The organism is Blautia sp. ZXY-1-B12 (genome assembly GCF_056339915.1).
This window is the reverse complement of the sequence record NZ_JBWJVP010000015.1, coordinates 1-23,172: the sequence shown is the minus strand read 5'-3', so window position 1 is coordinate 23,172 and position 23,172 is coordinate 1. Positions and strand designations below refer to the sequence as shown.

Genomic DNA, 23,172 nt, shown 5'->3' with positions numbered 1-23,172 from the left:
TCCCTATATTGCTTTTTATAGATACTCCATAATCAATCACCATTAAAAATCTGGTCTATCTTTCGTTTCCAATCACCTTTTTGTTTAACCTTATCTTTCTCTGTCAACTTTACTTCTGTTCTTCCCTTTTCTTTTACATCTGATATTTCTTTTTCATATAAAAATCCATATCTGTCCTTTAATGTTACATGAAATATTGAATATTCATCATAGTCATCCGGAATTTTTACTGAAAAACTTTCTTTTTTAGGATTCACTTTATGCGCTGCATTAATTTCTGTTCCTTCACCTACAGTAATATAAACTTCATTTATAATTTGTCCTGTTTCGTTTATGATTGTAAGATATCGTTCGTCTTCTTTTTTTTCAGCAATATCATTTTCTACACCTGATTTGTCTTTCGTTTTAGACAAATTTCCACATGCATATCCTCCTCCAAAAATCAATGTTGCTACCAACAAAGCTACTGCAATACTTACTATTATTTTCCACATTAATTTTCTCCTGTTGAATTAAATTTCTGTATTTTTTCTTTTGTTTTTTGATTTTCATTTTTTGAATTATGTAAACTTTATTTCTGAGAATCTTGAATCTGATGATTTGTGTCTGAGGTCTTAGATATTTCTTTTTTACAATTTTGTTTTTTTACAGTTGATATTGTCTGTTTTCCATAATCAGTTAGCTTCTCGCCTGCTAATCTGGCCTCTTTCCCAGCCTCATAAATGTTGTCTTTCATTCCCATAAAAGTACGTTGTGCACATTTGTGATAATATGGAAGCATCTCCTGAATCGCCGGTTCAATCACCAAATAAAGTATAATCCCAACTGCTGCACCCATTGCATAAACGGTTCCCCATATATTTCCCATAGCTACATTCAAGCTTATGATTTTAAAAAATCCACAAAGAACTATAAATGCCATACATCCAACACTTAGAATTTTTAAACCTAGCCAGGATAAAATCATTGCCAATACAAAAAGCATTCTGCAGTCAATATATGTCCCTATAATAGGAATTTGAAATTCCCGACTGGACAAAATACTCTGAATAAATGAAGACAATAATAAAACTGACAATATAAAAAAAATCCAATCTGTACAATCTGACATTCTCTGCAACCCTTTAAACCTAATAACATAAGCTGAATATATCACAATTGCCATTACAGTTGAAATAAGATCTGGTTTTATGGAGATCGTTGCATGTTCTGATTTCCAGTTAATAAAAGATAATAAAACTGCAATCAGCATACCGATTATGGAACCGGCTGTAACTACTTTAGTTTTTATGGCTTTACTGGTATAAATTTCTCCATTACAACCATATTCCTCTATAAATTGTTCTCTCGCCAGCTGTTGTGCTTCTTCTTTTGTAGAGGCTTTAACTCTATACGATTTTCCTTGTAAATTAACAATTTTCCCTTCTGTATGTATTAAATATTTCATAGTTTTTTCTTCTCCCTCAGTAATAATTTTTTACGTCTTTCTAAGTTGAACTTCAATGTGTTACTTATTTATGCTAAAACGGGAAGAAAAATATTTCCAAATACTTTTCTCCCCATTTTGTTCGCAACACTTCTATAAAAATTAATAGAAGTTCAAAAGAATTAAATCTTCTCTCCCGTTATATAAACTCTATTCTTGCTCCTCAAATTTCTCTTTAATTTTTTCAACAGTCCTATTCTTAATTCTTTTTCCTATTATTTTTACTTCACTTATTATTTCATTCCTCCATTCTCCAGAAAATTTTGGCTCATTATCCATATTATCCCAAGAAAAATCACCAGAATTATAATCATACTCTTCATATAAATCGTAGTTTTTTTTTTGTAACAAAATAGCTTTTCTGCTATTTTACACCTTTCTATCCCCTTCTCATCTATTTTTTTTCTTAATTGTAGATTTTTTTCTAATGTTTCCATATCCGGAACTCCTGTAGACGTTTCTATAAACACTGCGTCTTTTTGTTTAACCATATTAAGATAATCATGATTTATGTTGAAAATACTTCCATATCCACAGGAACTGATTTTTTTTATTTTTTCCGTCTGAATGCGATATCCAAAGTAAAAAAGAGTATCTGGTTTAATGCTTTCCAAATAATTATTTATAATTTCAGTTTCTGTATTTTCCTTCTGCATTAATGCTTCAAATTCTGTCCACTCATCTGTAACAATGGCAAAATTAATATAATATTTCACGTTTTCCTTTGTTGCAGTAAACTTTTTCTTTAATAAGAAATACGTATCTGCACTTTCGGGAATCTTGCCATATCCTCCTCTGACTATTCCATTTTCAAAACACTGCTGTATAAATGGATTTATTTTATCGCAACTTGGTTCCTGTAAATCAATATCATACGAAGAAGTTTCAACTTTACCAATATGATATCCTGCCGGAGAACCTTCATAACTACAATAATAATAGATTTGCATAATATCCACTCCCTATTCATCAAATTTCATAGGATCCTGAAGAATGCGATATCCTTCTCCTGATTTTTTTAATTTCTTCAATAACAGTTTTTTCTGATTTTGATAATCTTCAGGACTTGAATGTTTTAAAAAAAGTTCCATCATTGCTTCTATAATCCAGTCCCATAAACTTTTCTTTAATATATTTTTTTTATTTTTTTCGGAAAGGTACATGAGATATGTCAACAAATATACTAATGGTTGCTCACAATGCTTGGGTTCTGGTTTTCTGCCAGCATTATCATCAAAACAATAAATCGCCTTTTTCGGAGTGCCAAACTGACGATTTATCTTGACATCACCACTTTCTCTATCTCTTTCAAAATGACTAAAATATGCCTTTCCAAGTGTAAAAATCGGAGTAATAGCAACTTCATACTTGGTCGGATTTTTTTTAAAGTATCTAATTAATTCTTCATATGATTGCATTGTTGCAGTAAGTACCTTATCCATTTTATTATCTTTCAAATATCTCTCACACTTCAGTGGAACAAATAGCACTAGCATTCTCTGTGGACGAGCCTTTTCCAAAGCCATTTTTATCATTTCTCCTGTCCTATGACAAAAATTGCGTCGTTCATTATATTTTCCCTCTTCTTCCATCATATGTGGCGTATCAATAGCAATCATTAAAACCTGACTTTTTTTCATCGTTTCAAACAAAAGATTCTCGTGTTCCTTATCGGCTAACCACTCTCCTGGATAATCCACAAAATTAACCTGCATACTGTCCCGCTTATCTTTAATTCCTACTTCCAATGAATATGTCGTCATCTCTGCTGTAGGATTACTATCTGGTGAAAAAGTACGATTGTCGCTTCCAAGAAAATATTCTTCTATCTCATTATTTTTTTCTTCTAAAATACTTAATGTTTCTAAATCAGCATAGGACATAGTCAGATCAGTTTCTGCAAACTGTTGTTCAAAATTTGATTTCATGGCAGCAAGAACACTAGTCTTTCCACAACGGCGCCCTCCAACCATCATAACCTGTACTTTTAATGCATTTTTCGCAGCCATTACTCTACCTCCATATATGTAAATTCAAATTGATTTTTATCATCATATTTGCGAATTTTATTCACCAGAAAATTCCATTTATCACTAACACCTTTTTGTTGCTGATATTCAAGATATTCATCTTCCCAGATACATGGTATAGAATCTTCATACAGGTATCTCCATTCATCTGTTACTTCTCGTTTTCCATCTTTAGCACATACAATACGGTCATAAAAATCCTTTACTACAGCCCATAATGCACTATTAGGATAACTATATAAGGGTTCCAGTTCTTCTTTAATTGATTTGTAAACAATTTCCAGATTATGTTCCAGCCAGAATATAATATCGTCCGCCTGTTCTTCTTTTTTCTTTCCCTTTATAGTCACCTGTCCAAGCACACTTAAATCAATGACATCTAAATGATTTCTTACACGATAAATCAGATAACTCTCCATTTTCAAATCAAAATCAGCTAATTTTTTTAGTGCCTCCACGATTAATTTATATCTGGGATAACCACTGAGATAGGAAATCATTTTTTCTAGCCATTCATCTTCATTTTCTGTTGATGCATTAAATAATCTTCCAAGTTTTCCCTGGGTTTCATCTGCGAGACAATATAAAACGTCCTGTTTCATTTTCTTTACCAGATCATGCAAAGTAACATTCAATTTAAGAAAATCATCAATAATAGCAATGCGTATCTGATTTGTGAATATTTCATATACATTAAGCTGATTCTTTGTTCCCACATTTAATACTTCCATAACAGTTTCTTTTTCAGGAACCAACTTTAATATATTTTTTAATTTTTCTTCTGACGCTGTTTTTAAACTTTCACATACATTCCGTCTTTCTTTTCCATAAGGTCCACCTTCTAAATACAATTCCCGTACAGAATTAGTCATTTCACCTATAATATCAACGATTTTACTGTCAAATTCTCTCTTTGCATCTTCATCCACAGATGCTTTAAATGTTTCCCCAATCCTATTTGCAATAAGATGATATTCCTGATAAAGCCTATACAGGCTTTTTTCCGCCTTACCTAATAATACGTCATCCATTTCCGGTAAATTTCTTGATAACTTTTCAAGAACAGGAACCAGAAGTTTTTTCTCTACAGTTTCTTTATCTTTACAATCCACCCGTAATTTATCCGCAACCGGGAAATCCGGCATTTTTTTCAATGTTTCCATAATAAACGGAATTCCTGCTGTATTATTAGAGACATCACTGTTTACTTCATTAATAATCCAGAACAACATACGTCTGGTATAATCTGCTGTCATTTTTTTACTTATATCATTTACAATATCAATGTCATCCTGTTCAATACGAGGACGCTGTGCGTCCGGACGCGTCATCAGCAAAATAACATCACTGTCATTACTTACTGTCTCCAACATCTGCTCCCGAATATCAAGTGCCGTTGCTCCCAGACCAATTGTATCTACAAGTACTATTTTCCCGCAGTCTTTATATGGAAATGCACACAGGATATTAGCAACTTTCACTCCAAGATATGTAAAATACTTCTGCTTTTTATATTTACTGTTATACTGAGCAACATAACTTTCAATTTCCTCTGCCGGTATTTTCTTTACACTTCCAAGCAACGGAATCACTTCCGCACTATGTTCTATATATTTTTCAAGCTGTAAATATAAAGACTGTTTCTGAGCACTTGTAATATCTATTTTTGACTGCAATTGTTTCTGTTTCAGTCCCTCAATCTCATCAACTGAGTCTATCTCATAAACATCTTTTCCAAATATTTCACTCAGATATTTATTCACAATATCTTTATATTCTTTTCGTGTATAAAATGTAATTTCCGCAGTTACAGTATCATCGCCGGAATTTGTGATAATTGATTTTGCACCTGTACAGTCCTCTCCATTCGAAGAGGGAATGATTTCTCCAGAAAGTCCACTTATATTCTGCATTACAAGGCTTTTTCCCTGTCCTGCACGCCCTACAAAACTAATGTGTATCTGTTTTCTTGAAAATCGGATTTTCAACTGTTCCAGTAAATCCTGAACATTATCATAATAATTATGAAATGTTGCTGTATCAATTGTCCTCAATTGTTCAAAAATAGTAAGATTTTCTTTTGCTATGCAGACACTGCTTTCAAGACTTTTTTCGAGCATTTCCTGACATGTGTTTTCCAGATCCGCAACCACCTTATTTATTTGGGTTAATCGTTGCTGCATTTGTATAATCTGCGGTATTTTTTCCTGCCTTTTTTTCACTATCTCATTAATTTTTTCGGCTATATCCATATTAAATCTCCCTCCCATTTTACTATCAAACGAATTTTCTACATCCGTTTCACCCTGAGAACTATTTTCCAATTCTCAGATTTTCCTCATACTTAATCCGTTTTCCGATATACTATTTGATAGTTTTAAATAATTTGTATTTACGATAATAATTTTACGTCTTTTAACACCTATTGTAAAGTAATTTGTCGAAATATTATTAACGTAATATGGAATTAAAGGAGATGCGAAATTGTTTGATGTATTAGAAAAAATAACCTCTTTACGGGAAGAACGGGGATGGACAACATATCGTCTTTCCAAATTGTCCGGTATTCCACAATCTACTATTTCCACGTGGTACCGGAAAAATCTTATGCCACCCATAGACAAACTTGAAATTATATGCCAGACCTTTGGTATTACTCTGGCAGAATTCTTTAATGATACAGATGTTCTGGTTTCCATGACTGAAGAAGAAAAAAATATGCTGTCACAGTGGAATCTGCTGACTCCTGCTCAGAGAGCAGCTGTGATAAATATTATCGGTCTGCTACTGTCCAGTGATTGAACCTTCCTTGGACAATAGCAATTTGAACTTCAATATTTTTCTTTTCCTTCATTGCTTATTATAACTTACTCATCTTTTCATTTCATTCACTGGCAGTATATATTTAATGCATATTGATCTATTGCTGCCCGCATACTGATATTCACAAAATGTTTTAACAGGATATATCCAAACCCCATTGCCAGAAAAAATAGAATACGGTCAAGCAGATATTCTTAATTGAAGCAGTGTTTACTTGATTCGATTAAATTCTCATTATCAAAGAATCACGACCACCGGCTTAGCTGATGGTCGTGATTCTTCTTATACCAAAAGATTTAATTCAAGATAATAAACTATCCCGTTTATTATCCGCTCTTTTCTTTCTTCTACTTTTCTATAATTTTTTTATTTAATAAAAGTGTGATTGTGGATAAAATCCATGTGTAATCGTAGTCTCATATTTGTCTGCTGAAGACCACCCAATAAGTTTCTGATCACAATAGGATTTCTCAGTGACCTTAATTCCATTTCCGGAAACTACAAATGTCAATGTATGTCTTTCTCCATCTGAACATGTAAATTTAGCCGTTGCCTTCTTTCCGTTTGAATCAATAATTGCAGTAATATTGTTTCTATCCATCTTAGGCATATGTACAGAAACTTTCATTTTGTTTCCACTGATACTTGTAATATTCAAATAGAATCCACCATTAGAAAAGGCCCATAATTTTTTCACTTTAAACTTTACCGGATTCTCAGATACGCTGGTTTTTGTATTCAATTTCGCATTTCTGTTAGCTGTTGTATTATCATATAAGACAGGTGCCTTTTTGTATTCCGCCCCACCAGTCAGATTTTGCAAAATATTCTTGTAAGATTTAAAACTAATTGCTTTACCAGTTCCGTTAAAGTAAGTAGTATTTCCTGTATATCCGGAATAAAGTCTTTCTGCTTTTTTTGATACTTTTCCCCCTGAATATTTCAGATATGTATACACTGTACTTCCATATTTCAATCCCGTTCCAACATTAACAAATACACCTTTTGAGGCATATATCTGTCCCATTTTATAATATCTGTCAAAAGAATAAATACATTTGACTTTTCCATTCACGTAACTATATAATTTGTAATCGTAATTGTAATTCCATTTTTTTGTACATACATATAATTCCGGAATTGAATCATTATTAATATCAGTCAGTCCAAATTTTAAATTAGAAGGTGCGATATAAGTACTTCCATCCCAGTTTACTGATTTTGATAAAAATGCCGCATAAGCTTTCTTTGCAGTTGATGCTGAAGCGGCCTGAACCTCCTGTGAATTTATCTGGAATATCCCTGATACTGTTAATGTCATCACTGATATCCATATTAAAACCTTTCTTATAAAATCTCTTTCTCTGCTCATTTTCTATTGCTCCTTTATACAAATTCAAGCGGATAAAATCATCCACTTTGCCATTTAGTTAAATATATAAACCATTATCTGCTATAAACTTCTTTGCATCCTGTATTGTTTTATTAACAGCATATTCATTTACAATATTATTATCTGTAACCTCATCTTTAAATACCAGCTTAGTTTTACACATTTTAAAGAGCAGACCTACCAGTAGCACTGTATTTTCTGTAATAGTCCTTTCTTCTTCTGTAAAATCATCCCAAAAAACTTTTCTTTTTTCAACAACTATCCTCTTTAGTTTTTCGAAATGTCTTTGATAACATGCATTTACCGTAATCAAACTATTATTAAAGTTCATTGCCACACAGTAAAGTTCATTTAAATAACTACATATTTCATTTACCTCATTTTCCGCTTTCAACATCTGTGCCCATGCTTCATCAGCTTTATCAGACAATGAACCACCCACAATATTAAAAATAACTCCACCTACCAGCAATCCAACTCCTAATGTCGATGCGCCTAAAATTGTACTTCCAAGTGCCATTCCACCGCCTCCGGCAGCTAATGATCCTCCGCCAAGTGCCGCTAATGTAGCATTTGTGGCAGCAACACCTGAAAGACTTGCTATCGCAGTTCCTGTAGATGCTGTTCCCAAAGCCATTACTGCAGCTGTAGTAGCACCTGCCGCCGCAAATCCTCCTGCTGTTCCAACAGCAGCACCTGTAATACCTCCCAGAAGAACACCTGCACCAACTGATACATTCTTCAATTCTTCAGCATCATATTTCGGTAATTCAACGTCATTCTTCTTATATCCTTTAAATTCTGGTCTTCCCTGAATTCTTTCAAGTACATCTGAGAATTGTTGAAAACTCTTTAAAATAGTCAGTTCTCGTGTTCCTACTTCATCCATTTTACTACAGGTAATTCTGTTTTTACTTTCAAATTTTTCAATATTAGCTTTATGTCGCGACTCCGCCCTTTTCATCGTATCATTTGCATCCTTCATCTTTGATGCACCTTTTACTCCATTAACAACACCTGCTACCCCTGCGACTGCCAGCTAATCCCCCTAAAATAAATGGTATTGGCATATTTTTCTCCTTCCTGTTTTTTCATTTTATTACAAGCATCATAATTTGCTTTATAATATTCTTCCAGTGACATTGTGTCTTTAAAAAATTTCTCATAACACTCATCAACTCTGCACAATAATGGTCTGAAATCATATATTGAACACAAATTCCCAACTAAATATTTGCATGTTCCATCTCCTTTGTCCAATTCACTATATATTTTTGATTTACCAAGATTTCTACAGCAACACCCACATTTATCACATTCAAACACTATTCAAATACCAACTTTCCATGTTTATTTGACATATGTTCATTAAAATCTCCCTCCCATGGTTTCTTAATTCCTAGTTTTTCAAATTCTTCAAGCAACAATCTGTTCAGTTCTTTTTCTGACTCTGCCTTTACAAATACTGTTATAACCTTTTCAAACTCAGAAGTTTCTTTTTTATACTGTTCCAAATCAATCTGTCTCAACTGTTCTAAATACTGTACCAGCAATTCATTGATTCTTTTATATGCATCAAGCTGCCTTTGAACAGCGTTTGACAAGCCTACTCTGATACAAACTTCTTTCAAAACTAATGTTGTCAATCTTACCCATGCACATAAATTCATGCGCATGAAAAATGCCAAAAAGTTCCCGCCGGATCTGATTCCTGCATCAATCCCATCCATTACACATAACGTACCATTTCCGATCAAAAGCATCACTCGCAAATCTGCATTTTTAGAAGTAGGAATACACTCTTTAAGTGGTTTATGATATTGAATATATCTTCTTAACATCCAAATAAGCCGAATTGTCAGTTCTGTAACTATTACAGGAATAGCCTGTGCCATTCCAAACCTGAAATCATATCCCTGTGTAAATGCTATCTGAGCAATTTCTGCCAGATTCTTCTTTTCATTTTTATAATTAAAGCTTCCATTTTTACAAAAACCAAAGAATTCATAAAACGGCATTACAATACCGGTTCCTCTGCCATGTGCTCCTGAACTTCCCGCTATATCAGACATTAAATGAATGATCCAGTTAGAAACTCCACACATTATTTTCATAATAAAATTTCCACCTTTTAATTCAAATGTATCAGTGAAAATTGTGACTAATCGTCCATTTACAACAAACGTTGATTTTGAAGCAAATTGATTCAAAATCGAAAAGAACAATCCCACAACATCCGGAGAATGTGCCAAAGACATCATATGATGAGTTTTCGGTGCAATATTAAACAGATCATTGACATCCCCTGGCTTTCTCTGATCATAATTTACTCTTGAATTTCGCTCTAAAAATCCGATTGCTGATTTAACATTATCCACATTTCTTTCCTTCGGATTCCAACCCATTTTTCTGGAAAAAGCCATTACTGCTTTATCAACTTGTTGATCTGTCCATGTTCCTAACGCACTATCTCCAGGACTTCCGACTCCAAATATATCAATCATTCCTCCAATAGCCCCACAGACTACCGCTGCAATATAATCATATTTATCACATCTGTCTTCACTTTGTAATAATTTTCGATTTGCTTCACTTAATTCAATTTTAATTTCTCTATTATCCATACTTTTTCCTTCATATTTTTAATAAATTCTTCCATGGATTACTATTGATACTCTTACCATTTCTGAATATTCTCAGGGAATACGGAAATACAGTCAGGCGGATAAAATCATCCGCTTTGCTACGTAGCTCTACATCGAATAACTGCTCCGCCGTGGACTTACTTGATTCGGTTAAATAATGTAGATATTTTCTTAGTTATTATTTTATTGTATTTCTTACTTTATAATAGGTCAATTAGTCCCTAAAGTCAACAGGTCATTATGCCATAATTCTTATAAAAGGAGGCGTATATGTCACGTTTAAAAGAGTTACGCCGCGAGCGAGGCTACACGCAGATAAAAATGCAACATCTTACCGGTATTGATCAGAGTGATTATTCAAAAATTGAAAACGGCAAGCGGTATTATACCTTTGAACAATGCCGACGGATTGCTCTTGCACTCAATACAAGCATGGATTATCTGGCCGGACTCACGGATGTTAAGGATGCCTACCCGCGGAAGCCCTCTAATTTCTCCGCAGGATCAGCACCTGACAATAGTACTTCATAAGTCATTGTCGGTTTGAAACCAAAGAACCTATGAATATATTCAGTATATACTCATAGGTTCTCAATTTCGTCCACCTTAGGTGAACTTTTCTTATATTTTCTACCCCACCTGATAATAAGAGTTATCTATAAATGTTTCATTTTCTGTAAATTCATCAAAGTCCGAATATCCTGTGCTTCCCTTTCTCGTAACTACAACTTCTCCATCATCTGTCCATTCCAAAGAAAAAGAAACATTCTTTCCTTCTGCCTCTGCAACATATTTTCCCATTATTTTTCCCTGTGCAGAAACAACTCCACCATGTGTCATAGATCTAAAAGTAATGTTAATGGTATGATTTCCGCAATCATATACATCCATATTAATATAGCTTTCTGTGCCACCGCGGGTACTGATATATGTTCCCATTTTTCCAATAAAATCATCTTTGTTTTCACTTATCATTTGAGATGCCACATTTTTTTCAATAGATACTATTTTCATTTTCCAAAATGCTCCTGCCACAATTGCCAAAAAAGAAGCAACACATAATATACCTATTTTTCTTCTATTCCTGCTCAGCCCACCCCATGGGTTCTCATAAGTACTCAACGTCTTTTTTAACTCCTGCACAGAATGGAATCTTTTTGCAGAATCTACTTGAATGCAGTGGCATATCACAGAACGCAACTTTCCCTTATAAATCACCTTATGATTCTCCAGCATCTTTCCTGTCAACATCTCATGCATTGTGACACCAATAGAATAAATATCACTGCCAATTCCGGTCTGACCATATCCATAATGCTCCGGAGAAGCATATTCTTTCGTTCCCAGCAATATTGTATCCTGACTTTCCTTTTCTTTATAACAACGTACAGTGTCGAAATCTATCAATTTAATACTTCCGTCACTTCTCATCATAATATTGCCTGGTTTTATATCTCTGTGAATCAGTGGTGGATTCTGATTATGAAGCACTTCAAGACCAGCGCAGACTTCCTTTATTATGAAGATTACTTCTTTTTCTGAGAATTTACCGTTTATCTGTAGATATTCTGCCAGAGTTTCGCCATCTATATTTTCTTCTACAATATATGTATTTCCATCACAGTACAAAACATCATACACAGTTGTAAGATTCGGATGATGAATGCCCTTCAGCTTTAGATATATTTCTTCTAAATCTCGATCGTAATATGTTTTCAGGATACATACAGACTGACGTGGATTATAAAAAACTCTTTCTATTTTACTTTTAGATGTATCCCTTATCAAGTCCAGAACATGATATTGCGAAAAGAAAAACTGTTTTTCTATCGACTCCATATAATTTTACTTCTTATTCTTTTCTTTATCTAACAAGCTCAATTTGGATCCACGTTTTTTTAATAGTTCCTCCACCTGATAAACATCCATGTGATTTCTGAGTCCAAACTCTATAATAGAATCCTCTTCCTGTCTTGGATAAAGTTCCTTATTTCCTGATGACTTTAACAGAAGATTGGTTTCTTCTACGGTTGCATTTAATGCAAATGCAACTTTAATTACAGTCTTTTTTGATGGACGTTTTTCTCCATTACGAATATAGTAGGTGAAACTTTTTCCAACCGCATTCCTCATGTAGAGTTCACTCATTTTAACGCCTTTTTCATCAAGTAAATGGTTAAGACATTCTCCGAAATCCAATTTCTGATCCTTATTTGCATTTATCCAGTCTTCCAGCTGTATACTATCTGTTATGCTTTTTAATTCATTTTCTAATTCTTCTGTCGTCTTTGTCATTTCATTCATTTTCTTTTATAAATCGCCCTTCTGGAGCATGTTTGAAAAATACTTTACGCAAGATATGCGTCACAATTTACGGAAAATTTTATCCGAATGAAGGCATCGTAGCGGATTACTGAAACCGAATTCGGGCAAAATATACCGCCAAGCGGGGCATACAGATTGTGGAAATGATTTTTCAAACACGCTCTAACACATCCTACATTGCTTCTGCTACATCTTCAAATATATCCAGCGTTTCAATCAGCGTATCACAATTTTTAACATTTGACTACCTCCATTTTAGCTGTTGTTGGCTATTATCAACTTAAAATGAGAAGTTAAAGCGAGAAGATATGTACTGGCAAGCACTTTTTATACTCTATCATCATTCTCCTCTAATCAAAACGGACAGGATTCCCATCTCCAGGAATCCTGCCCGCTTTTTCACTTATTCATATATTCACAAAACTTAATACAGCCCCATAATTGCCAACAAAGCAGTAATCACTACAAGGCTGCACAAAATGCTCACGCTGTTTGCACAGCTTGCCATTCCTTCATCACCGCCGCACATTCCGGTGTAGGCAGGTGCCACTGCACTCATAGGAGCGAAGCACAGTAAAACGAGTGTCTGTCTGATAACCAGATCAAACGGTAAAACAAAATAGAAGATTACAGCACAGACTGCAGCAAAGATATGACGGATTCCGATCAGTTTGAAAATCTCACCCATGTATTCTTTCTTGAATTCGATATGGAACAGAAGACCTAACATCAGCATGGCAACAAATGTGTTGGCCTTTGCCATTGGCTCGATCAGTGTAAGAATAACCTGTGGTGTGTCAATATTTGCAACAGCTAAAATAAACATAACTACATAGGCTACCAGCGGAGGACTGGTAATCAGACGTTTTGCAAAGGATTTAAGATCCATTCCTTTTTTGGAACCGGAAGCTGCTGTATACTCTGCAACGAATGCATAAGTACCTCCGGTACACATAATACTGTTTCCTACATCGAACATACAGGCAGTAACACTTCCCATAGCCGGAAGGAAGCTCTGCACAAACGGCAGACAGAACGCCCCGATGTTAAATGCCGGAAGACAGAGCATATTTAACGCCTGTTCTCCTTTGGATTTTCTGCGTGTGATCAGTGCACCTACTGCGATCATAATTACATTCAGAAGAATTCCAAGTACTGCTATTATCAGCATGTTAAATCCCATATCCTCTATTGCAGAGAAATTGGTGATAATAGATGCAGGAAGTGTTACATAGATCAGAAATTTCTTAACTGATGCACCTGCATCCTTCGGCACAAAGCCTGTAGATTTCATTACAATTCCGATGATGATGATCAGGGTAAATGAAAAAGCCCTCATTAGTACTGAAAACATAAAAACCTCCCTTTCTACACCCGAAGCCAGTTTTTCACATATGAAAGGGAACGATTCACGATCAGTTCCTCCGGAAAATCTACTTCCTTAAGAATTTTTTCTGTCCTGGTAAAATCACCTACATCCTCTTCTCTGTGTGCATCGCTTCCAAGCATAATCTCTACCCCATATTTTACACACAATTTCAGGATTTGTATATCATTTTCATATGCCTGAATACGAAATCCCCGTAGCTTAAAAGAAAGTGATATTCTGGGCGTTACCTGGGGCAGTACTGTTTACCATATGATCAATTATCTCAATCCTTCCCAGAAGGTAAATGCGAAGTTCGTTACTCTTCATGGCAGTATTGCCTGCTGTGAAAATGAACTGGATGTGTGAACTCTGGTGTCCCGCATGGCAAAGGCTTTCTTCGGAGAGAACTATTATCTTCTCACAGACGCTCTTATGAGCAGCAAAGAAGCCTCCCGGATCATGAAGGAAGAAAAGAATAATCAGCGGGTGTTCAAGATGTTTGACCACGTTACAATTTCTGTAAGCGGTATCGGAAGTTTCTATCCAACAGAAGAATCCGTTCTTGCATCTCCGGATTTTATGTCCACAGAGGATCTGGAGATGCTGAAACAGGAAAATGTTTCCGGAGATATTGCCCTTCGCTTCTTTGACCATGACGGACAGGAATGTAATACTACACTTAAAGAACGCATGATATCGATCAGCATGGAGCAGTTCAAAAAAATCGACCGCAAGATTTCCCTTGTATCAGGTGTGTCCAAAGCAAATGCTGTGTTAAGCGCTTTAAAGGGCGGGCTGGTGGATGTGCTGATTCTGGACTCCAATCTTGCTGAAGCACTGCTGAAACTTAGTGAAGATATGTCTTCACAGGAGTAATATTTTATGCCTGTATCTCTATAAAATAAACAAGAACCCTTCTGCCAACAATTTGTCCACAGAAGGGTTCTCTTATTCTTCATCCGCATGATAAATCCCAACATATCCCTGCGGTTCTACTCTGACGATCTGCTCGACTTCCTCTGTTTTCTCCGGGAAGTCCGCTTCTGTATGAAATCTCACACAGGTTCCGCAGGAGGAGCTTAAATCTCTTGGGACAGGCATGACTTCTGCACTCAGATTCATTGCCTGGCAGTTTCTTCGAAACTGAATAGCTCCATAATGGGAATAAAAGGTTGCTATATATGTGATCATCTTGTAAGTTTCAGCAGGATATCATCTCCCTGCTCTGTTGCCTGTACCTGATATCCCTGATGTGTTGCAAATCTGGATACATTCTCTTTTGCAACTACGTTATCAACCAGGATCTCATATTCTTTGTCTCCGGATTCCATTGCATTCTTTGCACGGATCACTGGTTCCGGACAGGATAAACCTCTTGCATCTACTTTCTTCATTCGTCTCTCTCTCCTTTTAGAGTGTGTCTAAAAAAATACTTTCCGCAAAGTGAGCGTATTGATTGCGGAAATGATGTCTGCATTCCGACAATCAGGCTTCTTCTTTTCTCATGGAGTTCACTGCTGCGATTACTGCAACTACCACAATCCCAATAATAACTGCAATCTTTCCGTTTGCTGTAGGACCTTCACCGGAAGATGCCAGTCCGAAGTTATGGGCAAAAGCAGCGCCTGCCATCAGACCGAGAACAGTCACAGCTGAATCTGTGTTTCCCTCTCCTGCCAGGATAAGCTGACGCAGCGGACAGCCGCCAAGAAGGATACATCCAAAGCCTGCCAGATACATTCCCAGTGCGTTCCACAGTCCATCTGTGTGTGCGATCGGCTGTCCCGCAAATCCCGGATTGAAATAGGATGTTCCTGTAACTGCACCGAGGATCAGATTCATTACCAGTGCTGTCACAAGAATTGCAGCAAAGCCGAACAGTAATTTATATTCTTTAAAAAGTACCGCATCACGGATACCGCCGACCATACACAGACGTGTTCTCTGTGCCAGAATTCCAACGATAATTCCTGCTGCCAGTGCGATAACAATTGCAGCATGTTTTGCTCCAGGTCCGCCTTCCGGCTCTGTGAAATGGATAAATGCAGGTGCAGCTACCAGCAACAGAAGCATCACAATCTGGAATGCAGGATAAATACTGCCTTCCAGCTTCGGCATCTTATAAGAACGTTTCAGTGTGTAACCTTTCTTCAGGAAAACAGTTCCTGTAAGAATACCGGCTACAAATCCAACAAGTCCAAACAGAGCATTTCCGTCTCCGCCTGCCAGACGCAGAATCATACGGAAAGGACATCCAAGAAACATCAGACATCCGATCATAACAAATGCGCCAAGTGTAAATCTGGTCACAGGTGCAGAGCCGCCTCTTGGACGAAACTCTTTCTTAGCAAGTGAAATGATACATGCTCCAAGCACCAGACCAATGATCTCCGGGCGGATATACTGAACTGCTGCCGCTGAATGAAGTCCCAGCGCACCTGTGGTATCTCTCAGGAAACAGGCAATACAGAAGCCCATATTTGCCGGATTTCCAAAAAACACCAGAATTGCAGCGATCAGACCGATTACGCCTCCTGCCAGAACTATGGTTCCCTTTTCGTTTTTCATTTATTTCTTTCCTCCTTTTGCACTGACTTTTTTTGTTGTCAGCACAATTTCTTTGTATCTATTTTATCATTTTTATGCTGAAATCACTAATTCATTATAGCCGTATTTTATAGTTATTTATAGAAATTATTTATAAGTTGTGCTATACTATAATGATGTTAGGGGCAAAAAGTATTTTGCCCCTAACCTGATATCTACGAATTGTTCCGCAGCAAACTAGCTCCTGCAATTCTCATATCATATAATCTTTAATTATATAAAAATCGGGGGATTTGTTACTGTCAACTACCCATCACCTAAAGGTAATGGGCTTGTAACTGCCCAGTCGTAGTAACGGCTTACGCCTCCGACCTTTTATCCCCAATAGGCATTGCTGCCTAAAGTGGCGTTACATCATTGGGTGGTTGACAGCACCCTTTGTAGCAGAGTTTACTCTGTTACAACTGTATTAGGTACTTGGCTATCAGCAAGATAGTTTATTCCCATACGATACAGATTCATAGCTCCAATACGGTCATCATTAGACGTATAACCGCAGTTTTTGCAAGTAAACAAATGTATTTTCTTATTACGATTAGACTTTTCAGTATGTCCACAAGCAGGACAGCATTGACTGGTATAACGAGGATCCACCTTTATTACAGAAGATTGATTCTGCTTCGCTTTGTAAATCAGCTTCTGCTCAAGGTCATAAAAAGACCATGATACAGAAACATAGCGGTTTTTTGTTTTGACACGTTCTGTAACATTGCGAATACCAGTCAAATCTTCTAATACAAAGAGAGTATGCTTTGGATTACCGGTGGCGAGTGCCTTCGATACCTGATGGTTAATATCCTGCATCCAACGGTTTTCTCGCTGACCGATAGCTTTTAGTCTTCGCCTTGAGGATGGCGTATGTCGCATTTGAAGTTCTTTACGAAGCCTGGAATAATTAGCCCGTTTCTGTTTAATAGCTTTACCACTAACAAATCCAGACTTATGTTTACTGTCATAAGTTGCAATAACAAAGTTAATACCTCTGTCAATACCTACAACATTACAAATATCAGAAATATTACTTTCTTCAACCTCATAGGTAACTGGTATATGCAGATAGTATTTACCATGTTTATTTACAAGTTTGGCAGTACCAAACTTGTAAATAGAATGGTTAAAATACTTAGACATACCCTCAGCAAAATAAGGAAGTTTCACACGACCATTAAGCGTATTAACGGAAAAGCAGTTTTGAGTTAAAGAATAATCTCTGTTCCAAACCAGGTCGTACTGAGGTTTTTTAAAAGATGGTTTTATCCATTCATTCTGATTTTCAAGAATGGTCTTATATCTTGCGATAACCGTTTTAAAAACAGACTGCGCCATTTGTGATTTGAGACTGAACTTTTCTCTTAGAGTAGAGTACAAAATTTTATTGAGTGAGAACTGCTTTAGGTCATGTGTGCGGAATACATAATCTGAAACATAATTACAGGCATCACAATAAACAGACATTGTTTTATTAAGCAAAACTTTATCTGTATCAGTTGCAACTATCTGAACTTTTGCAGTTATAGTTATCTGTTCCATAAAATTTATTCCTCTCATTGATACTTCACTAGCAATAGTGTATACTAATATTTAGTGAACGTCAATAACTATCAGAGGTGATTTATGGATAATAGATATTATCGTCATAACAGACGAAAATACAGTCTGAAAGTACATATAGTTCTTGTAACCAAATACCGCAAACAACTACTACAAGGCTCTATTGCTGATGATGTGAAACAAAAGATTCTCGATATAGCTAATACTCGTGGCTACGAAATAATTGCTATGGAAACAGACAAAGACCATATACATTTTTTGTTAAGTTATGATGCAACGGATAGAGTATGCGACATTGTTAAAATTGTAAAGCAGGAAACAACATACTACTTATGGCAAAAGTATAATTCGGTCTTATCAAAACAGTATTGGAAGAAAAAAATATTTTGGTCAGATGGTTATTTTGCTTGCAGCATTGGAGAAGTGTCATCAGCAACTATACAAAAATATATTGAGAGTCAAGGATAATAGATAACAATTTACAAGGCTCCTCCCACCGCCTAAAGGCAGTGGGTTTCCGCCCATGACAAACGAAAGGATTTATTTATGAATAAAATCTATCTGGATCAGGCCAGTACGTCTTTTCCAAAGGCACCATCTGTTGCACAGGCAGTTTATGATTACCTGGCAGGCTCTGCTGTGAATGTGAACCGGGGAGGATACCGGGCAGCTTATTCTGTGGAAGAACAGATTTTTGAGACAAGAGAACAGCTTCTGAAGCTCTTTCACTTTACTTCCGGAAAGGGTAAGAATGTTATTTTTACAGAAAATATCACTGCCAGTCTGAATGTTCTTCTGAAAGGACTTCTGAAACCCGGCGATCATGTACTTGTAACTGCCATGGAGCATAATGCAGTGATGCGTCCCCTTGTACAGCTGGAGAAACATGGAATTTCTTTTGACAGGATCCCATGCGCTTCTGACGGCAGTCTTCTGCTTGATAAAGCGACCGCACTCCTTCGTCCTGAGACTAAGCTTGTGGTCTGTCTTCATGCTTCTAATGTATGCGGAACTGTCATACCAGCACAGGAAATCGGAGATTTCTGCAAAGAACATGGGCTTCTTTTTATTCTGGACACTGCACAGACGGCAGGAACCATTAACATTGATATGGAGAAATGTCACATAGACGCACTGGCATTTACAGGTCACAAGGGACTCAGAGGGCCACAGGGAACAGGTGGCTTTCTGATCCGCAATAAACTGGCAGCGCAGATTGAGCCTCTTATCAGCGGTGGAACAGGAAGCGCCTCTCATTCTGAAGAAGTACCGGCATTTCTTCCTGATCGTTTCGAGCCCGGAACTCCCAATATACCTGGGATTCTGGGACTTCATGCCGCACTCTGTGATCTGGAGAAACAGTCCATGGAAGAAATCCGCCAACATGAATTAATGCTGACACAATACTTTATAGATGGTATCCTGAATCTGGATCCTGAAGAAAAATTTCTGCGTATTATCGGTAAAAAAAATATTGAAAACCGTTGTGCAGTTGTATCCGTCCAGACCTTACATATGGACATGGCTCAGGCCGCCTTTGAGCTGGACAGTACTTATGGAATTATGACAAGAGTCGGCCTTCACTGTGCACCAAACGCACATAAAACTCTTGGAACATACCCGGAGGGTACTCTCCGTTTTTCTTTCGGACCTGAGAATAGAAAACAGGAACTGGATATTGCTTTAGATGCATTATCCGCATTACTATAACAATCCTAGTGTACCAACAAGTTGATTTCTTGAACAATCTTACGTCTAAATTTCTTATTTCCGCGTTGTCGTCAGTCGCCGTAGCCACCGCTACGCCTCTCTCCTCCGCCTTGAAATAAGAAAATTTATCCTGCAAGATTGTTTCAAGAATCAACTTGTCGGTACACTCGTACATCGTTTTCGTACATAAAAGGAGATTTTCACAATGAAATTTAAACAGTTAGAAGCATTCGTCGCTGTCGTGGATTACGGCAGCTTCTCAGAGGCGGCCCGCCGCCTCTATCTGACTCAGCCTACGATCAGTGCTCATATACGTTCTCTGGAAGATGAGCTGCATATGAAACTGATCATCCGCACTACAAAGAAAACAACGATTACAGCCAAAGGCTACCAGCTTTATGACAGTGCAGTCCGTATGCTGGAGATCAGAAATAATCTGCTTGAGAATTTTACAGGTGCCCACAAACATATGATAGATCTGGCTGCATCTACCATTCCTTCTTCTTATCTTTTGCCGGAACTGCTTGCTGCTTTCGGAAAAACGCATCCTGATGTTTATTTTCACTCCATACAGTCAGACAGTTCAGAATCCATCAACCGGGTGCTGGACGGAACTGTAGATCTGGCTCTGGTAGGCCAGAATACACGTGATGAGAGCTGCGTATTTATTCCTTTCTGCCATGATGAGCTGGTCATAGCAACTCCTGTAACAGATCACTATCTTGCACTCAAGGACAGAGAAACACCCGCTATTTTTCATGATTTCCTGAAAGATCCTATTATTTTCAGGGAAAAAGGCTCCGGCACAAAAAAAGAAATGGACCTTTTTCTGGAGCGCACAGGCATCACAACAGGCAATCTGAATGTGATTGCCCGCATGAATGACCTGGAAAGCATCAAAAAGTCCATTGTTAATGGTCTGGGAATCTCTATTCTTTCATCACGCTCTGTCAATGACCTGCAGAGGACAAAGCAGATTCTTGTCTTTCCGCTGGAGGAAGCTGCCCATAAGCGCAGTTTCTATATAGTCTACAGCAAAAACAGGATTCTGAAACCCCATGTAAAGCAGTTTGTACAGTTTGTGCGAGACTATTATATGTAACTGTTATCTGCCGGCATCCAGCAGTTTCACAAACTCTTCCTCCGGCATCGGTTTGTAAAAATAATAACCCTGAATATAATCACAGCCGTTATCTCTTAAGAACTCGACCTGCTCTTTAGTTTCAGCACCTTCTGCTATAATCTTTATCTCCATAGTATGTGCCATTTCAATGATAAAGCGGATAATACTGCGTGTTTTGGTATTGGTTTCTATCTGCCGCACAAAACTCATATCAATTTTCATAATATCAAAGTTGTAATTCTGGAGCATTCCAAAGGAAGAATATCCGCTTCCAAAATCATCCAGGAGCAGCAGAATCCCTGCTTCTCTTAATGCCTCCAGAGTTGCATTTCTGTCTGCCTCAATGGCAGCATAGGAAGTTTCTGTAATCTCCATTCTGCACAGACCGGACGGCATGGAAGCATCTGCACATTTCTTCTCCAGCCAGTTCATGATCGTCTCATCATAGAAATCCATCCATGACAGATTAGTTGATACCGGAACTGTGATCTTATCGGACTGATAACGTTTCTTCTGAAATTCATTAACCGAATCCAACACATACAGATCCAGTTCGGAAATATGTCCGCTTTTCTCCAGTGCAGGAATAAATACACCCGGCGAAATAAATCCCTTTTTCGGGTGGAACCACCGAATCAGAGATTCTGCTGATGCAATCTTTCCGGTCATTGCATCCACAACAGGCTGAAAATATACTTTGAACTGTCCCTGCTCAATCCCTTCCTCCAGTTCACCTGCTAATGTTGCTTTATCTATATATGTATTCTTCATGGAAGAATCATAAATCTTATATGACTGGACAAACTCATCTGTAATATATCTCTGGGCAATCTTTGCCCTGTCAATCATTCCATTCACAGACATTTTTTTCTTTTCAAGCATAAAAATCCCACATTTGACAGACAAATGAAGTGTTTTTCCTCCCCGGGTAAGTTTCTTCTGACACATTCCGGTAAGCATATCCAGATCGAGATTCTTACGTTCTACCAGACAGATAAAATGATCTGCGTCCTCACGTGCCGATACCAGAGGCTTCAGCTCTGATTTCCGGACATCTTCGTACACTTTGCGCAGCATCATATCTCCGATTTCTGTTCCAAAAAGCTCATTGACTGCCTTGAAATTCTTAATATCGAAAAATACAACCGCATATCCGGTTCTGTCTTCACTTTCTTTCAGGATCCGTTCCACATGACGGATAAAACCCTGTCTGTTATATCCGCCCGTCAGAATATCCTGTTCAAATTTCTCCGTAATATCCTCAACTGTAGCTACAATAATGTCAAAAAATTTATTGAGGTAAAAAAATGTATAGTTCTTTAAACATTTCTCCCCTTTTTTATTAAACTGATGAACAGAGAAAGAATATCTATCTTTCTCCTGCAGTTCTTTCCGAATGGTATCAAGACGCACACATTTTTCATATACGGATTTCTCATCATCCGGAACAAATTTCTTCATAACTTCAGTAACATAACCGGAATAACTGATCTCTTCTGCCAGAACCATCTCCATGGCAAAGATACCCGGATGATCCAGTCTCACACAGTCTCTCTGCCCGTCAATAATCTCTATTCTGTCAAAATTCTTTCTGTACAGCATATGCGGAATCTGCTCTGAAAAATAGTTCTCTGTAATATCAGAAAAATAGATCAGTGCTTCCAGCCTGTCATAAGAAACGTTCCGGACCATCTCAACTGTGGTTCTGATCATCCTCAGATTGATTCCTTTTGCGGCATACACAGGACATTCCCATTGGATCATATCTTTTCCCTGTGTCAGACACTCCCTCAGATTATCTACACAAAATACCTTTCTGTACTGAGTTCTCACTTCTCTCTGCGGAATAGACTGACTGATCCGCTCAATATAAGAATCCAGTGGTTCATTTACATCTTTCAGCTCCAGTGAAGCAATCCTGCTGTTTGCCATAATACAGCTTCCATCCGAAATATTTACTATAACTGAGGCAAACGCATCTTTTGCATGGCGTATGATCTTATCCAGATGTTTCAGATATTCATCATTGATATCCCGGATATACATTATGGCAATCTGAGCATCCGGTTTATATTCTGCACTTCTGATGACTTCCATACATACCCAGCGG

23 protein-coding genes and 1 pseudogene are annotated in these 23,172 nt (G+C 37.1%); 6 read left to right on the top strand and 18 right to left on the bottom strand.

From position 1 onward, the window contains the following. Positions 1-32: 32 nt before the first annotated feature. The 5 genes from AC075L_RS01070 to AC075L_RS01050 form a co-directional block, all read right to left on the bottom strand. Positions 33-494, bottom strand: a complete 462-nt coding sequence (locus AC075L_RS01070; protein ID WP_118569805.1) for a hypothetical protein — start codon at positions 492-494, stop codon at positions 33-35. 77 nt (positions 495-571) lie between these two features. Next, the gene (locus AC075L_RS01065) at positions 572-1,447 is read right to left on the bottom strand and encodes a hypothetical protein (protein ID WP_118569804.1); all 876 of its coding nucleotides are present in this window, start codon (positions 1,445-1,447) and stop codon (positions 572-574) included. A gap of 272 nt (positions 1,448-1,719) precedes the next feature. Beyond that, a complete protein-coding gene (locus AC075L_RS01060; protein ID WP_118593018.1) occupies positions 1,720-2,436 on the bottom strand; it encodes a hypothetical protein in 717 nt (238 codons plus the stop codon). Between the two features lie 12 nt (positions 2,437-2,448). After that, the gene (locus AC075L_RS01055) at positions 2,449-3,495 is read right to left on the bottom strand and encodes a TRAFAC clade GTPase domain-containing protein (protein WP_118569497.1); all 1,047 of its coding nucleotides are present in this window, start codon (positions 3,493-3,495) and stop codon (positions 2,449-2,451) included. After that, positions 3,495-5,768: a hypothetical protein gene (locus tag AC075L_RS01050; RefSeq protein WP_118569498.1), complete on the bottom strand. Its 2,274-nt coding sequence runs from the start codon at positions 5,766-5,768 to the stop codon at positions 3,495-3,497. The genes AC075L_RS01055 and AC075L_RS01050 overlap by 1 nt, the downstream gene beginning before the upstream one ends. Positions 5,769-6,000: 232 nt before the next feature. Between AC075L_RS01050 and AC075L_RS01045 the strand changes: the two genes are divergently transcribed. Next, positions 6,001-6,318: a helix-turn-helix domain-containing protein gene (locus AC075L_RS01045; protein WP_182437289.1), complete on the top strand. Its 318-nt coding sequence runs from the start codon at positions 6,001-6,003 to the stop codon at positions 6,316-6,318. A 391-nt stretch (positions 6,319-6,709) separates the two neighbouring features. Here AC075L_RS01045 and AC075L_RS01040 read toward each other — a convergent pair whose 3' ends face one another. The 3 genes from AC075L_RS01040 to AC075L_RS01030 all read right to left on the bottom strand — a co-directional run bounded on the left by AC075L_RS01040 (position 6,710) and on the right by AC075L_RS01030 (position 10,356). Next, complete coding sequence (locus tag AC075L_RS01040) at positions 6,710-7,711, bottom strand: hypothetical protein (protein WP_118569500.1); 1,002 nt, start codon at positions 7,709-7,711, stop codon at positions 6,710-6,712. A gap of 58 nt (positions 7,712-7,769) precedes the next feature. Beyond that, the gene (locus tag AC075L_RS01035) at positions 7,770-8,717 is read right to left on the bottom strand and encodes a hypothetical protein (RefSeq protein ID WP_476387033.1); all 948 of its coding nucleotides are present in this window, start codon (positions 8,715-8,717) and stop codon (positions 7,770-7,772) included. Positions 8,718-9,057: 340 nt separating this feature from the next. After that, a complete protein-coding gene (locus AC075L_RS01030; protein ID WP_118569502.1) occupies positions 9,058-10,356 on the bottom strand; it encodes a hypothetical protein in 1,299 nt (432 codons plus the stop codon). A gap of 291 nt (positions 10,357-10,647) precedes the next feature. Here AC075L_RS01030 and AC075L_RS01025 point away from each other — a divergent pair, with 291 nt between their 5' ends. Next, complete coding sequence (locus AC075L_RS01025) at positions 10,648-10,908, top strand: helix-turn-helix domain-containing protein (protein WP_118569503.1); 261 nt, start codon at positions 10,648-10,650, stop codon at positions 10,906-10,908. A gap of 99 nt (positions 10,909-11,007) precedes the next feature. On the opposite strand, the gene AC075L_RS01020 is transcribed toward AC075L_RS01025, so the two are convergent. The 5 genes from AC075L_RS01020 to AC075L_RS01000 all read right to left on the bottom strand — a co-directional run bounded on the left by AC075L_RS01020 (position 11,008) and on the right by AC075L_RS01000 (position 14,211). Continuing rightward, positions 11,008-12,216, bottom strand: a complete 1,209-nt coding sequence (locus AC075L_RS01020) for a serine/threonine protein kinase (protein ID WP_118569504.1) — start codon at positions 12,214-12,216, stop codon at positions 11,008-11,010. A 6-nt stretch (positions 12,217-12,222) separates the two neighbouring features. Further along, positions 12,223-12,672 (bottom strand): hypothetical protein, encoded by a 450-nt coding sequence (locus tag AC075L_RS01015; protein ID WP_147419022.1) that lies wholly within the window; start codon positions 12,670-12,672, stop codon positions 12,223-12,225. Positions 12,673-12,725: 53 nt separating this feature from the next. Next, on the bottom strand, positions 12,726-12,857 hold the full coding sequence (locus AC075L_RS01010; protein ID WP_334297951.1) for a DUF6783 domain-containing protein: 132 nt from the start codon (positions 12,855-12,857) through the stop codon (positions 12,726-12,728). A gap of 269 nt (positions 12,858-13,126) precedes the next feature. Continuing rightward, positions 13,127-14,056 carry an AEC family transporter gene (locus AC075L_RS01005; protein ID WP_118569506.1) on the bottom strand — a complete coding sequence of 310 codons (930 nt, stop codon included), beginning with the start codon at positions 14,054-14,056 and terminating at the stop codon, positions 13,127-13,129. A gap of 14 nt (positions 14,057-14,070) precedes the next feature. Beyond that, positions 14,071-14,211, bottom strand: coding sequence for a hypothetical protein (locus tag AC075L_RS01000; protein WP_182437288.1), 141 nt, complete (start codon positions 14,209-14,211; stop codon positions 14,071-14,073). A gap of 130 nt (positions 14,212-14,341) precedes the next feature. On the opposite strand from AC075L_RS01000, the pseudogene AC075L_RS00995 reads away from it, so the two are divergent. Next, positions 14,342-14,947 (top strand): annotated as a pseudogene (locus AC075L_RS00995) (sugar-binding domain-containing protein). A 72-nt stretch (positions 14,948-15,019) separates the two neighbouring features. Here AC075L_RS00995 and AC075L_RS00990 read toward each other — a convergent pair. The 4 genes from AC075L_RS00990 to AC075L_RS00975 form a co-directional block, all read right to left on the bottom strand. Then, positions 15,020-15,262, bottom strand: a complete 243-nt coding sequence (locus AC075L_RS00990) for a putative Se/S carrier protein (RefSeq protein WP_008706323.1) — start codon at positions 15,260-15,262, stop codon at positions 15,020-15,022. After that, positions 15,259-15,465: a sulfurtransferase TusA family protein gene (locus tag AC075L_RS00985; protein ID WP_062808107.1), complete on the bottom strand. Its 207-nt coding sequence runs from the start codon at positions 15,463-15,465 to the stop codon at positions 15,259-15,261. Before AC075L_RS00985 ends, AC075L_RS00990 begins: the two co-directional genes overlap by 4 nt. 91 nt (positions 15,466-15,556) lie before the next feature. Then, complete coding sequence (gene yedE / locus AC075L_RS00980) at positions 15,557-16,639, bottom strand: YedE family putative selenium transporter (RefSeq protein ID WP_118569507.1); 1,083 nt, start codon at positions 16,637-16,639, stop codon at positions 15,557-15,559. Positions 16,640-17,068: 429 nt separating this feature from the next. Next, positions 17,069-18,208 (bottom strand): RNA-guided endonuclease TnpB family protein, encoded by a 1,140-nt coding sequence (locus AC075L_RS00975; protein WP_118569508.1) that lies wholly within the window; start codon positions 18,206-18,208, stop codon positions 17,069-17,071. A gap of 84 nt (positions 18,209-18,292) precedes the next feature. On the opposite strand from AC075L_RS00975, the gene tnpA reads away from it, so the two are divergent. From tnpA to AC075L_RS00960, 3 genes are all read left to right on the top strand, one after another. Continuing rightward, the gene (gene tnpA, locus AC075L_RS00970; RefSeq protein ID WP_055054026.1) at positions 18,293-18,697 is read left to right on the top strand and encodes an IS200/IS605 family transposase; all 405 of its coding nucleotides are present in this window, start codon (positions 18,293-18,295) and stop codon (positions 18,695-18,697) included. A gap of 78 nt (positions 18,698-18,775) precedes the next feature. Then, positions 18,776-19,939, top strand: a complete 1,164-nt coding sequence (locus AC075L_RS00965) for an aminotransferase class V-fold PLP-dependent enzyme (RefSeq protein WP_118569509.1) — start codon at positions 18,776-18,778, stop codon at positions 19,937-19,939. 205 nt (positions 19,940-20,144) lie between these two features. Continuing rightward, positions 20,145-21,041 (top strand): selenium metabolism-associated LysR family transcriptional regulator, encoded by an 897-nt coding sequence (locus AC075L_RS00960; RefSeq protein WP_270434718.1) that lies wholly within the window; start codon positions 20,145-20,147, stop codon positions 21,039-21,041. Between the two features lie 3 nt (positions 21,042-21,044). Here the strand turns inward: AC075L_RS00960 and AC075L_RS00955 are convergent. Further along, on the bottom strand, positions 21,045-23,172 hold a 2,128-nt coding region (locus AC075L_RS00955; RefSeq protein WP_476387032.1), incomplete at its 5' end, for a putative bifunctional diguanylate cyclase/phosphodiesterase.

Excerpts from the sequence above, each read along its gene's own strand:
- AC075L_RS01070 (WP_118569805.1), bottom strand. The coding sequence starts at position 494 with ATGTGGAAAATAATAGTAAGTATTGCAGTAGCTTTGTTGGTAGCAACA.
- AC075L_RS01065 (WP_118569804.1), bottom strand. The coding sequence starts at position 1,447 with ATGAAATATTTAATACATACAGAAGGGAAAATTGTTAATTTACAAGGA.
- AC075L_RS01060 (WP_118593018.1), bottom strand. The coding sequence starts at position 2,436 with ATGCAAATCTATTATTATTGTAGTTATGAAGGTTCTCCGGCAGGATAT.
- AC075L_RS01055 (WP_118569497.1), bottom strand. The coding sequence starts at position 3,495 with ATGGCTGCGAAAAATGCATTAAAAGTACAGGTTATGATGGTTGGAGGG.
- AC075L_RS01050 (WP_118569498.1), bottom strand. The coding sequence starts at position 5,768 with ATGGATATAGCCGAAAAAATTAATGAGATAGTGAAAAAAAGGCAGGAA.
- AC075L_RS01040 (WP_118569500.1), bottom strand. The coding sequence starts at position 7,711 with ATGAGCAGAGAAAGAGATTTTATAAGAAAGGTTTTAATATGGATATCA.
- AC075L_RS01035 (WP_476387033.1), bottom strand. The coding sequence starts at position 8,717 with ATGAAGGATGCAAATGATACGATGAAAAGGGCGGAGTCGCGACATAAA.
- AC075L_RS01030 (WP_118569502.1), bottom strand. The coding sequence starts at position 10,356 with ATGGATAATAGAGAAATTAAAATTGAATTAAGTGAAGCAAATCGAAAA.
- AC075L_RS01025 (WP_118569503.1), top strand. The coding sequence starts at position 10,648 with ATGTCACGTTTAAAAGAGTTACGCCGCGAGCGAGGCTACACGCAGATA.
- AC075L_RS01020 (WP_118569504.1), bottom strand. The coding sequence starts at position 12,216 with ATGGAGTCGATAGAAAAACAGTTTTTCTTTTCGCAATATCATGTTCTG.
- AC075L_RS01015 (WP_147419022.1), bottom strand. The coding sequence starts at position 12,672 with ATGACAAAGACGACAGAAGAATTAGAAAATGAATTAAAAAGCATAACA.
- AC075L_RS01005 (WP_118569506.1), bottom strand. The coding sequence starts at position 14,056 with ATGTTTTCAGTACTAATGAGGGCTTTTTCATTTACCCTGATCATCATC.
- AC075L_RS01000 (WP_182437288.1), bottom strand. The coding sequence starts at position 14,211 with ATGCTTGGAAGCGATGCACACAGAGAAGAGGATGTAGGTGATTTTACC.
- AC075L_RS00990 (WP_008706323.1), bottom strand. The coding sequence starts at position 15,262 with ATGATCACATATATAGCAACCTTTTATTCCCATTATGGAGCTATTCAG.
- AC075L_RS00985 (WP_062808107.1), bottom strand. The coding sequence starts at position 15,465 with ATGAAGAAAGTAGATGCAAGAGGTTTATCCTGTCCGGAACCAGTGATC.
- yedE (WP_118569507.1), bottom strand. The coding sequence starts at position 16,639 with ATGAAAAACGAAAAGGGAACCATAGTTCTGGCAGGAGGCGTAATCGGT.
- AC075L_RS00975 (WP_118569508.1), bottom strand. The coding sequence starts at position 18,208 with ATGGAACAGATAACTATAACTGCAAAAGTTCAGATAGTTGCAACTGAT.
- tnpA (WP_055054026.1), top strand. The coding sequence starts at position 18,293 with ATGGATAATAGATATTATCGTCATAACAGACGAAAATACAGTCTGAAA.
- AC075L_RS00965 (WP_118569509.1), top strand. The coding sequence starts at position 18,776 with ATGAATAAAATCTATCTGGATCAGGCCAGTACGTCTTTTCCAAAGGCA.
- AC075L_RS00960 (WP_270434718.1), top strand. The coding sequence starts at position 20,145 with ATGAAATTTAAACAGTTAGAAGCATTCGTCGCTGTCGTGGATTACGGC.